The sequence below is a fragment of the Phaeobacter sp. NW0010-22 genome (assembly GCF_040365955.1).
In the GTDB taxonomy this organism is placed as follows: Bacteria; Pseudomonadota; Alphaproteobacteria; order Rhodobacterales; family Rhodobacteraceae; genus OMPR01.
Genome location: NZ_BAABWT010000003.1, coordinates 434664 through 449226, shown reverse-complemented (window position 1 = coordinate 449226; position 14563 = coordinate 434664). Strand labels below are relative to the sequence as shown.

Annotated in this window: 15 protein-coding genes; 3 read left to right on the top strand and 12 right to left on the bottom strand. The window is 54.6% G+C overall.

The features are described 5' to 3' along the window. Nucleotides 1–3 precede the first annotated feature (3 nt). The 8 genes from rsgA to ABWV33_RS09035 form a co-directional block, all read right to left on the bottom strand. Nucleotides 4–1080 carry a ribosome small subunit-dependent GTPase A gene (gene rsgA, locus ABWV33_RS09070; RefSeq protein ID WP_353330217.1) on the bottom strand — a complete coding sequence of 359 codons (1077 nt, stop codon included), beginning with the start codon at nucleotides 1078–1080 and terminating at the stop codon, nucleotides 4–6. Nucleotides 1081–1345: 265 nt separating this feature from the next. Continuing rightward, nucleotides 1346–1708 carry a cupin domain-containing protein gene (locus ABWV33_RS09065; protein ID WP_113821460.1) on the bottom strand — a complete coding sequence of 121 codons (363 nt, stop codon included), beginning with the start codon at nucleotides 1706–1708 and terminating at the stop codon, nucleotides 1346–1348. A gap of 52 nt (nucleotides 1709–1760) precedes the next feature. Continuing rightward, entirely contained in the window at nucleotides 1761–3164 is a 1404-nt protein-coding gene (locus tag ABWV33_RS09060) for an NAD(P)/FAD-dependent oxidoreductase (RefSeq protein ID WP_353330215.1), read from the bottom strand. A 32-nt stretch (nucleotides 3165–3196) separates the two neighbouring features. Then, nucleotides 3197–3583, bottom strand: coding sequence for a nuclear transport factor 2 family protein (locus tag ABWV33_RS09055; protein ID WP_113821458.1), 387 nt, complete (start codon nucleotides 3581–3583; stop codon nucleotides 3197–3199). Nucleotides 3584–3610: 27 nt separating this feature from the next. Further along, the gene (locus ABWV33_RS09050; protein WP_113821457.1) at nucleotides 3611–4108 is read right to left on the bottom strand and encodes a universal stress protein; all 498 of its coding nucleotides are present in this window, start codon (nucleotides 4106–4108) and stop codon (nucleotides 3611–3613) included. A gap of 17 nt (nucleotides 4109–4125) precedes the next feature. Continuing rightward, entirely contained in the window at nucleotides 4126–5466 is a 1341-nt protein-coding gene (locus ABWV33_RS09045; RefSeq protein ID WP_353330212.1) for a TRAP transporter large permease, read from the bottom strand. A gap of 31 nt (nucleotides 5467–5497) precedes the next feature. Further along, nucleotides 5498–6031 carry a TRAP transporter small permease gene (locus ABWV33_RS09040; RefSeq protein ID WP_113821455.1) on the bottom strand — a complete coding sequence of 178 codons (534 nt, stop codon included), beginning with the start codon at nucleotides 6029–6031 and terminating at the stop codon, nucleotides 5498–5500. A 62-nt stretch (nucleotides 6032–6093) separates the two neighbouring features. Continuing rightward, a complete protein-coding gene (locus ABWV33_RS09035; RefSeq protein ID WP_353330210.1) occupies nucleotides 6094–7101 on the bottom strand; it encodes a TRAP transporter substrate-binding protein in 1008 nt (335 codons plus the stop codon). 156 nt (nucleotides 7102–7257) lie between these two features. Here ABWV33_RS09035 and ABWV33_RS09030 point away from each other — a divergent pair, with 156 nt between their 5' ends. Further along, nucleotides 7258–8181 (top strand): LysR family transcriptional regulator, encoded by a 924-nt coding sequence (locus tag ABWV33_RS09030; protein ID WP_113821528.1) that lies wholly within the window; start codon nucleotides 7258–7260, stop codon nucleotides 8179–8181. A gap of 74 nt (nucleotides 8182–8255) precedes the next feature. Here ABWV33_RS09030 and ABWV33_RS09025 read toward each other — a convergent pair whose 3' ends face one another. The 4 genes from ABWV33_RS09025 to ABWV33_RS09010 all read right to left on the bottom strand — a co-directional run bounded on the left by ABWV33_RS09025 (nucleotide 8256) and on the right by ABWV33_RS09010 (nucleotide 12673). Further along, nucleotides 8256–8783: a VOC family protein gene (locus ABWV33_RS09025; protein WP_353330208.1), complete on the bottom strand. Its 528-nt coding sequence runs from the start codon at nucleotides 8781–8783 to the stop codon at nucleotides 8256–8258. Nucleotides 8784–8829: 46 nt separating this feature from the next. After that, nucleotides 8830–9741, bottom strand: coding sequence for a carbon-nitrogen hydrolase family protein (locus ABWV33_RS09020; RefSeq protein WP_353330206.1), 912 nt, complete (start codon nucleotides 9739–9741; stop codon nucleotides 8830–8832). Next, entirely contained in the window at nucleotides 9741–10925 is a 1185-nt protein-coding gene (locus ABWV33_RS09015) for a C45 family autoproteolytic acyltransferase/hydrolase (protein ID WP_353330204.1), read from the bottom strand. Before ABWV33_RS09015 ends, ABWV33_RS09020 begins: the two co-directional genes overlap by 1 nt. 173 nt (nucleotides 10926–11098) lie before the next feature. Next, nucleotides 11099–12673: a biotin carboxylase gene (locus ABWV33_RS09010; protein ID WP_353330309.1), complete on the bottom strand. Its 1575-nt coding sequence runs from the start codon at nucleotides 12671–12673 to the stop codon at nucleotides 11099–11101. A gap of 263 nt (nucleotides 12674–12936) precedes the next feature. Between ABWV33_RS09010 and dctP the strand changes: the two genes are divergently transcribed. Together dctP and ABWV33_RS09000 are read left to right on the top strand one after the other, a co-directional pair. Continuing rightward, nucleotides 12937–13953: a TRAP transporter substrate-binding protein DctP gene (gene dctP / locus ABWV33_RS09005; protein WP_353330202.1), complete on the top strand. Its 1017-nt coding sequence runs from the start codon at nucleotides 12937–12939 to the stop codon at nucleotides 13951–13953. Continuing rightward, on the top strand, nucleotides 13953–14528 hold the full coding sequence (locus tag ABWV33_RS09000) for a TRAP transporter small permease subunit (RefSeq protein ID WP_164618493.1): 576 nt from the start codon (nucleotides 13953–13955) through the stop codon (nucleotides 14526–14528). The genes dctP and ABWV33_RS09000 overlap by 1 nt, the downstream gene beginning before the upstream one ends. Nucleotides 14529–14563 lie beyond the last annotated feature (35 nt).

Genomic DNA, 14563 nt, shown 5'->3' with positions numbered 1-14563 from the left:
CGGCTATTTCCGGTTTCGCTTCCGTTTCTGTTCCGCCCGAACCAGTTTCCCCAAAGATTTATCTTTGGATTTACGTTCCTGCAGGCTTGCGGAATGAAACCGGTCCTCAGCAACGAGCTTGGTCCAACGCTGCAGTCGTGACGCATCGACCTCTCCGCGTGCTACCGCCGCTAGCACGCGACACCCGGGTTCACTTTCATGTTTACAGTCGGAAAATTTGCACTGGTTTGACAGCTCGGTGAGGTCCTCAAACAGTTCGGACACGCCCGATGTGGCCCCGGTGATCTGAAGCTCGCGCATGCCGGGGGTATCCAGCACAGTGCACCCATTTTTCAGCAGATGCAGCTGCCGGTGTGTGGTGGTGTGGCGCCCTTTGCTGTCGTCTTCGCGGATACCTTGGGTGGTGACATCCGTGCCAGCAAGAGTATTCACCAGCGTTGATTTCCCCACCCCAGAAGAGCCGAGAAACGCCAGCGTTTGTTTTGGTTTACACCAGGGCGCAAGCTTGACTTCGGGTTCGGCCCCGCGCGCATCCAGCACAACAACAGCCACACGATCAGATATCGCCTCGGCGGATTGAACATAGCTTTCAGGGTCATCGCTCAGGTCGGATTTGGTCAGCAAGATAACAGGTATTACCTCGGCCTCCAACGCAAGCGCGATATAGCGTTCCAGTCGCGCAACATTGAAATCCTGATTGCACGAGGTGACGATAAAGGCGGTGTCGATGTTCGCCGCAATCAACTGCATCTGGCGGTCCGTGCCCGGTGCCCGCCGTTGATACAGACTCTTGCGTGCCAAGACACGACTGCTGTTGGGCAATGCCTCGTTATACATGATCCAGTCCCCAACAGTGGCATCTGATCGGGGGGGCAGAACAAATTCGCCCTCGGCCCCCTGAACATGCAGGCCACTTCGGTGCACTTTGGTGACCCGCACCGGGGGCGTTCCCTCAATTTCCTCACTGCTGATTTGCTGGGCGAAAAAGGGCTGCCAGCCAAGGGTGTCTAAAACAGAGCGGGGCTCAGAACCGGTATTGGTCGATAGATTAGGAAAAAAGCGTGAATAATCACGTGTCATTGGTAGAAGCTTTCCTGCTTCGGTCTTGGGCAAAATCCAAGACGCAGAGTGTCAGAATATCTGAAGTCACAAATAATCGATCCATTGTGCCGCAGCAGCAAAGGTTTTCTTCGATCTGATTTGCATTGGGAGGGCGCGATGCCTCCCCACCTTAACAGGGCATAAAATCTCCATTGATGGACAGAGATATATGCGGTTGCGCCAACATTGCAAGTTGGCGCAGCGCCAAATTTGGATCAGGGCGCAAACCTGCGCCCTGAACGCATCACTCGGCAGTGTCGCGAATGACGAAATGTTTGGTTGTTGTTTCCACAACTTCCCAGAAGCCGCGAAACCCATCAGGGATCAAAAAGCTGTCGCCGGTTTTGAAATCACGACGTGTCCCGTCTTCGTGGATCAGCGCGCAGTGACCGGAGACGATATAGCAGTATTCGTCTTTGTCGGTGAACGCATGCCACTTACCGGGGGTCGACGTCCATGTGCCGGCCGAGAGTTTACCATCGGGGCTGGTGAAATGCATGCCAACCTTGTGGTGTGGATCGCCGTCTACAACACGATCAGGCAGGTCGGCCAGACGGCGTTCGCTGCGCACGGCGGGCTCGTCCAAAAGAGAGATGACTTGGGTCATGTGGTTCGTCCTTGAATGAAAAGGCCCCCAGAAGAGGGGGCCTTGTGTTTGCTTAGATCACTTCGTCTTGCAGATAGTACCACACATAGGCCATGCGCTGTCCCATCCGCCGGAAGGGCGTCAAAAGGCCATGACTCGGCAGGGGAGAGGTGAAAATCGGCAAGTCAAAAGCCTTGTCTTTTTTGCCTGCAACCAGCTGTGCCATGCGACGTCCTGCCTGCGCCGAATACATCACGCCATTGCCGCCATAGCCCATCGCGTAATAGATCTTTTCGTTGGGGTTTGGCTGGAAAATACGAGGCATCATGTCGTGGCTTACGTCCACCCATCCCCACCACGAATATTCGAGATTGATGTCAGTCAGAGCCGGGAATTTGCGGGCCAGACCCTTTTGCAGCATCTCCAGGTGTTTGCCGTTTTCCGCATCGTTGCCAGTGACCGCTGAACGGCTGCCGATCTGCATCCGATTGTCAGGCAGCAGACGATAATAATGGCGCAGCGTCCGGGTGTCAGTCAGCGGCGATTTAGTCTGGATACCACAGTCTGCCAGTTCGCCGTTAGTCAGTGGACGCGTCACCATTGAATTTGACAGGATCGGCATCAAGCGGTGTTTGGTCTTCTTGTTTAGACCGGGCGCAGTATAGCCGGCTGTGGCCAACGCCACGGATTTGGCTTTGACGATGCCACCGGGGGTGCGCAGGTGATGTACGCCATTCACGGTTTCCCAACCCATCACCGGGCTGGCGGTGTGGATCTTTGCGCCAAGTCGACGAGCCATGTTCACATAGCCAAACGCGAGTTTGCCTGCGTGAATACAGGTGCCGTCGGGTTCCCACATGGCACCGGCGGCTTCTTGGTCTTTGACGTGATCTGCGTGCAGCTCCTCACGCGACATGACGCGCGATTTGTAGCCAAAGGTGCTGTTCAGCAGGTCGCTTTCTTTTTGCAGACCAGCCATCACTTTGTCGCGGTGTGCGATGTAATAGTGCCCACCCGTTTGCGGGTCACAATCGATATCGTCCTGCGCGATCAGATCTTCGAACAGCTCAAACGCTTCTGAGACTTCGCGATGCATGCCCTTGGCAACATCCACGCCCCAGCGCTTGATCCACTGCGACCGCTTGAGTCGCCCGGATGAGATCTGGGCCTGTCCGCCATTTCGGGTGGAACAGCCCCAGGCCACTGTGTTGGCCTCGAGCACGACAGCCTTGATGCCGTGCTCTTTGGCAAGGTGGATAGCGGTGGACAGCCCGGTGTAACCGGATCCGATGACAACAACGTCTGCCTCCATGTCGCCGGATACGGGACCATCATCTTGGGGCGGTTCGCCCGCTGTTCCGATCCAGTATGTCGGCGCATGCTCCCGGTTATGGCCCGGACCCGCGTCAACGACTGGATCGTATTTCGGGTCATAGCTGGCGCGCGGCCAATGCCGTGGGATGCTGTTGTCCACCATTTGCTTATTCCTCCTTAATCGTCAGGTGCTGGTCAGGCTTTGAACGCAGGGCGGGATTTCCGCAGCGCTTGTTTTACGACCAGCTGGCCGTCACGAACGGTGAACAGGTCAGCGCCTTCAGCTTCAACGCGCATGCCATTGCCATCGGTACCCGAGAAGGTCCATTCGGACACGGCACGATCACCGTGTACAAAGTGGCTATGATGATCCCAGTGCGCGTCTTTCATGCCGCCCCAGACAGCCGAAAAGGCGGCTGCGATGGCTTCTTTGCCCTCGATCTTGTTGCCGAACTTTTCGTCCCCACCAACGGTATAGAACACGCAGTCATCCGCAAAGTGGGTCATCACGGCGTCGATGTCGTGACGGTTGAAAGCGTCAAACGTATCGGCGAGATCCTGTGCGGTCAGGGTTTTTGTCATTTCTTTTTTCCTTTGCTTAAAGAGAGATCACTCGTCATCCGTGGGATGAGGAACGATGAGTGTTGGGATTTTCGAGCGCCGCAGCACGCGTTTGGCTACGGTGCCCAAAAAGGTATGCGAGAACCCGTGGTCATGGGCCCCCAGAACAATAAGGTCACAGCCCATTTCTTGCGACCGGCGCAGGATGACTTCGGCGGGGTGACCATCGGTGACCTCGATCGAGGTCACTTGGTCCCGGATCTTCGCATCATCACCTTCGAAACGCGCCCAGAAGTTGGCTTGCCGTTCCGCTAGGATCTTGCGCACCATTTCATGGCGGCGCTCGGTTGCGGTGCGGCGGGTTTCCTCGTTCAGGATGAACATTTCCATGGTGATCTTAGCGTCATCCGAGATCGGCTGGTTCACGTGCAGGACATGAATTTCAGCTCCGGTGGCCTGCGCAATGCTGGCAGCATGGCGCAGGGCGTGGGTGGAGTTTGCCGAAAGATCGGTTGCGAACAGGATACTGGTGATCATCTGTTTCATGATTTTATCCTTTCAGATCAATAGCCGAACACACGGGGCAGCCACAGGGACAGTTCCGGGAAGAAGGCGATGACAAAGATTGCAATCGTGTTCACCGCTGCAAAGGGCAGAGCACGGATTGAGATTTGTTCGATTGAGATGTTCGAGATACCCGACGCGATGAACAGGTTTTCGCCTAGCGGTGGTGTCTGGAAACCAATACCCAGCGTACAGACCATCACCACACCAAAGTGGATCGGATCGATACCAACCGAATAGGCCACCGGCAGCATCACAGGTACCAGGATCAGGATGGTTGCCAGTGTCTCCATGAACATGCCGACAAACAGCAGGAAGAAGATGATCAGCGCCCAGATCACGTAAAGGTTCTCGGTAAAGCTCAGCATGCTATCCGCGATGATGGCCGGGATTTGGTTTTCTACCAGCAGGCGTCCGAAAACGGTGGCCGTGAACAGGATCAGCAGAACGCGCCCGGTCAACCAAGTGGTGGCTTCCAGCGACTGGAACAGCGACTGCCATGTCAGTTCGCGGTAGATGAACGCACCCACAACCAGAGTGTAGAAGATCGCAACAATCGCAGCCTCGGTCGGTGTGAAGAACCCGGAATAGATACCACCCAAAATCACCAGCGGTGCCATCAGCGACCAGAACCCACGGTACATTTCGCAGCCAATGTTCTTTGCAGACCAACCCTCGGATACGCCTTTGTAACCGCGCTTTTTGGACATGAAATAGTTCAGGATCAAAAGGCTGGTTGCGATCAGGAACGCAGGAACAAAACCAGCGATGAACAGTTTCGAGATGGAGACCGACGAGAAGGTGCCGAATTTTTCGACCGCTTCCGGGGGCGGGGCCATGCCGAGCGCGGCAATGCCGAAAATCACCATTGGGATGGAGGGAGGAATGATGATGCCGAGACCACCAGAGGAGGCGGTGATTGCAGAGGCATAGCCACGCTCATAGCCGCGGTCGATCATGGCAGGGATCATCAGCATCCCCACCGCCGCGGTTGTTGCCGGGCCAGAACCCGAGATTGCGCCAAAGAACAGACACGCCATGACGGTCGCCGCAGAAATGCCACCGGTGAACGGACCGGCAAGGCTTTCAGCCACGTTGATCAGGCGTTTTGAGATACCAGCGGCCTCCATCAAGGCACCGGCTAGGATAAAGGCGGGCAGGGCCATCAGCGGGAAGGACCCGACCGAAGTAAAGGCGATCTGCACGAATTTGATAGGGTTATCGCCCAAGTAAAGGAACGAGATGAGGGAGGAGACCCCCAGCGCCACCGTGATCGGCGCGCCAATGAGAAGGAGGATAAGAAAGGATCCAAACAGGATGCTTACGATTTCGGTTTCCATAGTATTCTACCTTTGAATTCTGTCGCGCTGATCAGGATTTGGCGGCGTCGGTCGCCGCTTTGATCTCGTCCAGGTCGATCTGGTCGGGATCGGCGATGTTTTCGCCTTTGATCAATTTGCGGTAATTCACCTGCAGGATGCGGATAGTCATCAGCGCGAACGCGATGGGGAGCACCATGTAGATGTATTTCATCTCAATGCCCAAGGTCTGTGATTTCCAGAACTTGTTCATCTTGTTGAAGACGAAATCATAAGACAGGTAGAGGAAGCATACGTTGAAAAAGATCCAGAATAGATCTGCAAACGCTTCGATATATTTGATGTAGTGATCGGGCAGGAACTTAAATTGGAACGTAACGCGGTTGTGCGCGCTCATCTTGGCGGCATAGCTGGCGCCAAAGTAAACGAACCAGACGAACATGTAGACCGATAGCTCTTCGATCCATGAAAATGAGTATCCAAATGCCTCGCGTGAGACGATTTGAACAAATAACAAAATGACAAAGCCTGACAGCAAGACCCGGCAGATCACGCTCTCGATATTGTCCAGAAATTTCCAGAACATTTCTTTTCCCTCCTCCCAGAGCGGAGAAGCACATGTGCGCTTCTCCGAGATTTTTTAGCGATTTACTTAACCGGGTCGCGACCGATTGCTGCCAGAGCAGCATTCACTTTTTCGATGCCGCCAACCGACTCATAGAACTGAGGCCATACAGCTTCGGTTGCGAGTGAGATGAACTCTTCTTCGTTGTTCTCAGGGTCGACGATTTCCATGCCGCGCTCTTGAAGAGTGGCTTTGATGGTCGATTCCTGATCGCGCAGATACTGAGCAGAGAAGGCGGTTGCAGCTTGACCAGCAGCCAGAACGGCAGCTTGATCGTCAGCGGACATGCCCGAGAATACAGCCTCGGATACGATCAGTGGCTCGATCGAAAACAGGTAACGCAAGTTGGTGATATAGGACTGAACTTCGTCGAACTTCATCGCGTAGTTGGTGATGTAAGGGTTGTCCTGTGCATCAACAACTTTGGTCTGCAGGCCAGCAAAAGTTTCGGACCATGCCATTGGTGTCGGATTTACGCCCCACGACTGGTATGTCGCGATCATGATTGCGTTTTTGGGTGTACGGATAACCAGATCCGACAGATCCGCAACCGACTTAACAGGGTGCTTGGAGTTGGTCAGAACGCGGAAGCCCGAGTAAGCCCAACCGATGATGCGTACACCGGAATCACGCAGTGTGTTTTCTACCAGCTCTTGACCGATCGGGCCTTGGGTCAGCGTTTCCGCATCTTCCAGGCTCAGGATCATGTAAGGCAGTGTCAGCGTGCCAACGGTTGGCGAAAACGGTGTCACGTTGTTGATCGCTAGGATCGAGAAATCCAGCGTGCCGATGGCCGCTTCGTTAACGGTGTCCTGCTCGGAACCCAGCTGACCGTTCAGGAACAGTGACGCTGTGTGGTCGGTGTTTTTTTCCAGTTCGGCGATGAAAGCTTTGCCCAGTGCTTCTTGTGTGCCGCCTGCGCCGTCACCAACTGCGATCTTGAAGTTCTTCGCGTCAGCCGCGCCAGCAGCCATGATTGCTGCGACAGAAACGGCTGCAGTCAGGGTGCTGAGCTTTTTGAAAAATGACATGGAGGTCCTCCCATTATGTCTGATGATCGAGGTGCGCGCTGACACGGGGAGAGATGGTCAGTCCGATTCTGCCTCGGTGTCAGGTGTGATATGGCCAATGACATGTTTCTCAGATACAAACTTATTCGCGCAAAGTTTGATGAATGGCGAACATACATGTTGAAGAAATCTCTTGTTACCCGAATTGCAGATGCGGATTTAAGGTTGCTGAGGATTTTCAAGACCGTGGTAGAAAGTGGCGGTCTTTCTGCTGCGGAAACCGAGCTGAACATCGGGCGATCAACGATTTCCAAACATATCTCGGATCTTGAAACCCGTTTGGAATTGAAGCTGTGCAACCGGGGGCCAGCGGGGTTTTCGCTGACCGAAGATGGGGCACAGGTGCTGCAAGCAACCGAAGATTTGCTGGCTGCGGTGTCTCGGTTTCGAGTTGAAGTGAACGAGATCAAGGAAAATCTGGCAGGAACGGTTCGTGTGGCCCTGTTTGACCAATGTGCCTCAAACCCGGAATCGCATCTGGCCCGTGCCATTGGGCGGTTCAAGGATCTTGCGCCAGCGGTTCAGGTCGAGCTGTCGCTTGAACCGCCGAACGTAATTGAAAGCCAAGTGATCGAAGGTCAGCTGGATTTGGGGATTATTCCGTTGAACCGGACATCGGAAAGCCTGGACTATATCCCGATCTATGGCGAGCACATGTATATGTACTGCGGGATCGGGCATCCGTTTTTTGGCGTTGATCAGTCTAAGATATCAATGGAGGAGGTACGCGACAGCAACTACGCGGGTATCAGTGTAAATTCTCCCAACCTGTTGATTGGGCAGCGGTTAAAGCTAAGGCGCGAAGCGACGGTACAATCGGAACAGGCGCTTGCCATTCTGATCATGTCCGGGCGCTATATTGGGTTTCTGCCGGACCACTTGGCCCAAACATTTTTGGATCGACGGTTGATGCGAGCGGTGAAGGCGGACAAGCTGCATTATCGTACGCAGTTTGCGATTATCACGCGCAAACGTCCTGAACCGAACCGAATTACCCGCGTCTTGCGTGAAATGTTCGTCCGTGCGCACAGCGCCGCGTGACTGATCCGTCTGGGGCCAAGGAGAAATGCACCCAGTCGCTCAGAGGAGATTGGCTGGGTGTGAATTTGATCCTGTTATTGGGCCACTAAACGAGCGTCTGACTCGGCCGTCGGGGCGGTGAGCTGTTCCGCCTCTTCTTTGGTGGGGGCATACATGTCATCAAATCGTTTTTTGCGTTGGTCTGGCGACAGCTGTTCAGTGCGCTGCGCAATGCTCCAACGTACGCCAAACGGGTCTACTATGACGGCGGTCAGATCGCCCCACCATGTTTGGGTGACCGAGGACACAATATGGGCCCCATTGTTGATCGCGCGCTCGTAACACTCTTCGACATTGTCCAAATAGTGATGCAGCGTAACGTGACCGATCCCGGCGTCTGGCAAGGCTGTTTCATCAAGGCTCAGCACAAGAGTTGTGCCGGATATCTTGATCGTTGCATGCAGGGTGATGTTTGTCTCTGGCAGAACAAGGGTTTCTACGGTTTCAGCCCCCAGCGTCTCCGCGTAAAACGCGATGGCATCCGGGATATTGGCAACCGAAATCATGGCGGTGACCGCGTTGAACCCTTTGGGCTTGGTTGGGATTTTTGCGTGTGTTGGCATGGTTTTTCTTTCTCAAATCAAAGAACCAATCAGGGCGTTGTGTATGTCACCCGGCCTGGTGGTCAGGTGTCGGCAGGGCGGCAGGCAGCGCCGGAATAGTTGCGGTTCCGGTCGGGCGACCCGGTTTTTTAAGCGGCCCGAGTGAGTTGAGGTAAGTTCTGTCAAATTCGGGCTGATACACTGGGAACTCAACCGTGTTGTCGCGAAAGCTCTTAAGCGGTTGCCCCATGTTAAGAATGCCGTTGCGGCGCTGTCGGCGGACCAGTTCGAAATCAACTTCGATCGGGATCATTTCTTCTTGGACATTGCCGCGGTGCAAAACCTGTCCAGCAGGGTCGATGACCATCGAATACCCATTGCCGCCAGCCAGCAGCCCATTGATATGAAAGACATAGCTCTGGAACATCGCGGCTGACCCCTGAGCAATCGCCAGATCCGCAGGCCGATCGACAAAGCTGGCGAGAACGGGATTGATGATCACCTCTGCGCCCATCGAGGTTAGGGTGCGGGTCACTTCTGGGAACCACAAATCGTAGCAGATAGAGACACCAAACCGCCCGACCGAAGGTACGTCAAATACGCAGAACTCGCGGCCGGGTGTGACGCCTTGCTCGTACGGGGTAAAAGGGAACATCTTGCGGTATCGGGTGACCACTTCACCTTCTGGGCTGAAAACCGGTGTGGTGTTGTAGATCGCCCCATCCAGCTTTTCGAAATAGGATCCCGGAATCAGCCATGTGTCATAGCGGCGAGCCATCTCTGAAAACTCGCGCTCAAATGCGCCGCCCATGGGTTGTGCCGCGTGTATGGCTGGGCCGTGCGCGGCCAATTCCGAAAACACAACCATCTGCACCCAAGGGTAGAGGTGAAACAGGATTTCCATCCGCTGTCGCATCTCTTCAATATTGCGATGTGTTGTGATGTGCATCTGAATGCCTGCAATGGCAAATCTGGACATTACCGGGTCTCCTTTGGTGGGGGCGTCAGGTCAAGAGATAGGTTGGCCCAATCCTGATCCTGCCCAAGGTGTGTGCGTCGCCAGAATGCGGCGAGCCGATCCTGTTCGGGGCCAGTATTCTTGGTGTGCATGTCGCTGAGAAACGCCGAATACCAACCCGGCACCGGGCGGTCGGGTGTATAATGGGTTGAGGCCAAGGCGCGTGATCCCGTCTCGGAATAAGCAATCGCTTGTTGGCGGGCGGTGACGGCTCGGATGTTCCATTCCAGCCGGGTTCCATCTCGCCAACTTAAACGCGCTGTTCTCTGAATTGGCCGATATGTGGCCGTGTAAACGGTGCCAAAGCCTCGTCGGTAGTTTGTGCTGAAAACGGGACTCTGGTTGAAAACTCTTAGCAGGTCTGCTGCGCTGGTTTGCTGTCCCTGCAGCACCGTATCAAGGTGTCTTGCCCGCTCCAAGGTGTTCGAAACGCGCCCGTGCATGGGCCATTCCACACCTAATTGATGGTTTGTGGCCCAGGCTTGGCGCCGTACAATGGCAGGGCGGTCTGGGGCGACATAAACAGTGGCCCAGTTCCCCGCCGCGTCAATCAGAGACACGTTATAAGACATGTGAGATGGAACGGTGCGCAGCACTTCAATGCCATCTGCAACATCTCGGCAGGTTTGCAGGAGATAGCGGATAATCACGGGAATGCCGAACCCTTTGGCCACCTCGATTCGCCCTCCAAAGGTGAGCGAAGCGGCCAGACCGAATTCGTTCATGCCATCAGCCAGCCCCGATAGCGCTTCGACCATGCCCGCCACGCGGGTTCCAGACCAATTGGTTGACAGGAATGTTGCCTCGTTCAAGGCGGGATCCAGATCGTAGTTCCGAATAAGATAGGGGCCTTGGTCGTCAACGGCGACCACTTGCGAGCAATTGACCAGATATCTGGGTGGGCACCAAAAGCTCAGGAAGTGGACCAAATCGTCGTCCGCTTCCACTGTGTTACACAGGGTGTCCCAAAGGCTTTCGTATTCCGGCATCGCGCGGCGCACGGCGCGGCGCATTTTTGCGTTGGGTATTTGGCCCGTCGTGCGTTGCGTGAACCATTCACGCCAGCCCGGCCATCCATGCGCCACCACACTCTGCCACGCCTCACCGGGGGTGTTTTCACACATGCTGCGAAACGTGAGTTGCATTATGGGCTGCCTTTGACGGGTGTGTGCGTTGGCTTATTCGTAACACTATGCATCATAATGTCAACATTATGATACATAGTGTTGGTTCTTGCCAAATTCCAAAGGTGCCTCATTCGCCACCATTTGCCGGTGGTGCTCGGCTCAAAGCGGACGGTCAGCAGGCAAAGTGATCCCTAAAACCATTTTCCCGCCGTCATATTGACCGGCAGCGTTGGGTGGGAATTGGGTGACAAGGGGACGCTCTGGAATTTTGCCTTGATGGCCTTGTTCCATTTTTGCGCCCGCTCCAGCAGCTCGCGGTTATCGGATTGCATCCGGCCACGGGCCAGCAAGCAGCCCAGATCGGCGCCGTGATAGCAATACTCACCCACGCCGTAGACACGCAGATAAAAGGCTTCGGTCTCATCACCAATGGCATTGATATTATAGGACGCGCGCAAGAAAGTGATGTCGCCGTCTTCGTCCATCTTCCAAAGCCCCGATTGTGGAGCTTTGGTGATCAGCTCTACCTTGTCTTCTGTTTGCTTCAGGATCAGCTGGGTCCAGTGGTCGTAGTGATTCCACCTAGATTGCACTTCGGTGATGTCGATTTCATATTCTACATCCATGAATTCCAGCAGGTGGAACAGGAACAGCGGGCAGCCCCCATAAGTCGAAGTGATTAGATTGGTTGGGGGCGAAGCGCCGGAAATGCGTGGGTTCAATTCGCCCAAATAGACCTCGCCGGTGTCTGTATCCAGTAGAAAATCGATACAGAACACGCCTTTATAGCCCTCTTGATACAACCGATCGCCAAATTTGCGGGCCATTTCCCGAACTTTTTCCGGCACTTCATCAGGCAAGATGGAGGGGGAAATATCATTGCCACACCATCCGCCTTTGTAAGGCGTAATTTCTTCAAAGCCGGTGATATCGGTCATGACGGGACCGACCAGTGTGCCATGTCGCGTGGCGCAGCCTTCGATTGTGCCGGGCAGGTGGTTGAGCCGTTTCATGATTTTGAGATGCTGGCCAATGATCTTGCCTGACACGGCATCCCAATCATCCTGCGATTTGATAAAGAACGTGGTGCGTCCGCTGTCCCCATATGGGGTTTGTACAACCAGATCTTTGCCCAGACCCGCCCGTTCGGCCAGTTTAGACAATTCGCCATAAGTGTTGGCCTCACCCATGATATTGGGTGCGCTGGGCACGCCGGCCTCATTGCCTAACCGGGTGGTTTCGATCTTGCTGTCGAGCCGGTTGCGCAAAGCATCCGATGGGAGCGCGATCGTCAGGCCGATGTCTTCGCACAGAGCCTCTGTTTGGGCGTCAAATTGAACAAACAAGGCCAGTCCGGGTGGTTGAGACTTAACGCGGTCGCGGAATTCCGGGTGGTCCACCAGATAGTTGCCGACATCCTCCATGGACTTGAAATCCTGTGGCTCTGCTTGTGTTGGCAAGACAACGCGGGGATGACGGCCGTCAAAGATGTCAAAGTAGTTCACGAACTCAAGCCCGCCGACCCATTGGTCCAACCCCATCAGGTTAAACGGGGTCGGCATAATCACATAGATCGGCGTCTTGTTGCGGCGCAGGTATCTGTAGATTTCAGTCAGCCCGCGAAGGGGGGGAGTTTCTGTATTCATGGCTGACCGATTCCTTTTGATTTCAGCTTTTGGTGATTGACGCTGCGGCAGCTTTGATTCGCGTCTTTGCAAGGGAAGGCTGAGAGGATTTGCTTTGAATGATGATCGTATTATGCTCATAATATTGAGGTACATATTTTTCAAGACCATCGCAATTTTCTCCGATTTTCTGAATTTATCTTTTAAATACAGGCATGTTTCTGACGATGTTGTAAGGTTGACTGGTAAATGTAATCAAAAATCAAGCGAAAAGTGCATAATTTATTGCGCAACATGTAAGGCGCGGTGTAGGACTTACCAACGCTGCCGCTTGGGATCTGACCTCTGGGTACGGGATGGCGCAGCGAGAAATTGGGGACTCTGTCCCGTTTTGGAGGATCAAAATGAAATTCAGCACATTCACTCGCCGCGCCGCTTTGGGTGCGATTGCAGGCGCTGCAGCGCTCGCCGCAGTCACCACAAGCGCCTCAGCTGACACCGTGCGTCTGCGCTTTCACACGTTCTACGGTACCGAAATTGACCCAATCGCAAAGAAGTTCCGCAAAGCGGTCAAAGAAGCGTCAAACGGCACACTGCGCATTCAGTACTTTCGCGGCGGAGAGCTGGTGGCCTCGGATCAGTTCGCGGATGCTGTCTCCAAAGGGACCGTTGATATTGTGCATGGCACAGGCGGCTACTGGTCTGGTCAGATTGACATCGGCAACATCGAAGCGGGTCTGCCCGGCGCATGGGCCAGCGTTGATGAGGCAAAGGCCCTGTTCAACAGCCCCGAAGTTGATGCGTTGTTGACCGAAGCCTACGCCGAAGCCGGGACAGTGTATTTGGGCAAAGGTTACGGTCATAACTATGACCTGCTGACCAAAGAGCCGATCACATCGCTCGCAGACCTGAAGACTCGCAAAATCCGTGCCACGTCAAACGTCGCCAAGGTACTGAACGCATTTGACATCCCAACCGTCTACCTGCCCGCGCAGGAGCTTTATATTGGTATGTCGACTGGCGTGATTGATGGTGCCGTTTACGGTGGCCCGGTTGAGTACGAACAGCTTAAGCTGCACGAAACCGCGACGAACTATACCTTTATGAACATGTTGATGCCGGGTTGGACTGAAACCTTCCTTGCCAACCCTGCGGCTTGGGACAAACTCTCGGACGAGCATAAGCAGATCCTGGAAACTGCGATTGCACAGTTTGCTGATGACATCCACCAGTGGCTGTCAGACGGCAACGAAGGTGTCGCCGAGGGCACTTTTACCTATGCGACGTTGCCCGCCGAAGATTCAAAGGCGCTGACTGCTGCTGCTCAAGGTGTATGGGCGGAAGAGGCCGCGCGCTCGGATCGCAACAATGCGTTCGTTGATGCACTGGTTGCCAACGCCAAGGCGCAAGGCCGCCTGTAATGAGTTGGGTGACCAGATATCTGGTCGCCCAGGACGGCCTGTCCGAGTTTGTCGGACGGGCCGTGTCATGGTTGACCCTGGGTATGATCTCCGTGCTGATGCTGGAAATCATCGCCCGTTACTTTCTTAATTCTCCCACCATCTGGGCGCATGAAACTTCGACAATGCTGTACGGTGCATTTTGCATGTTGGCGGGTGCCTATACCCTGCGCCATCGGGGGCATGTCCGATCCGAAGTGATCTATGGCCTGATGGGGCCGCGCGGCAAAGCGTTCTGTGACACCATCATTTTCACGCTGGGCTTGGTTGTGCTTGGTGTCTTTTTCAAAATGGCCGTTGAATTCGCCGCCGACAGCTGGGCTGTTCGAGAGTATTCGAACAAAAGTATCTGGCAACCTGCCATCTACCCGATCAAGACGGTCATCCCCGTCGCGGTTGGTTTGGTGATCTTGCAGAACATTGCTGAATTGCTGCGTGCCGTACTGGTGCTGTTTGGGGTGGATTTTGTCGATCCCCGCGACGGCGAAGACGAAACCGATATTGATCCGGAACTTCTGGAAGCCGCCAACAAGTAAGGCGCATTTACGCGGGGGACATGCGGTCACCCGGA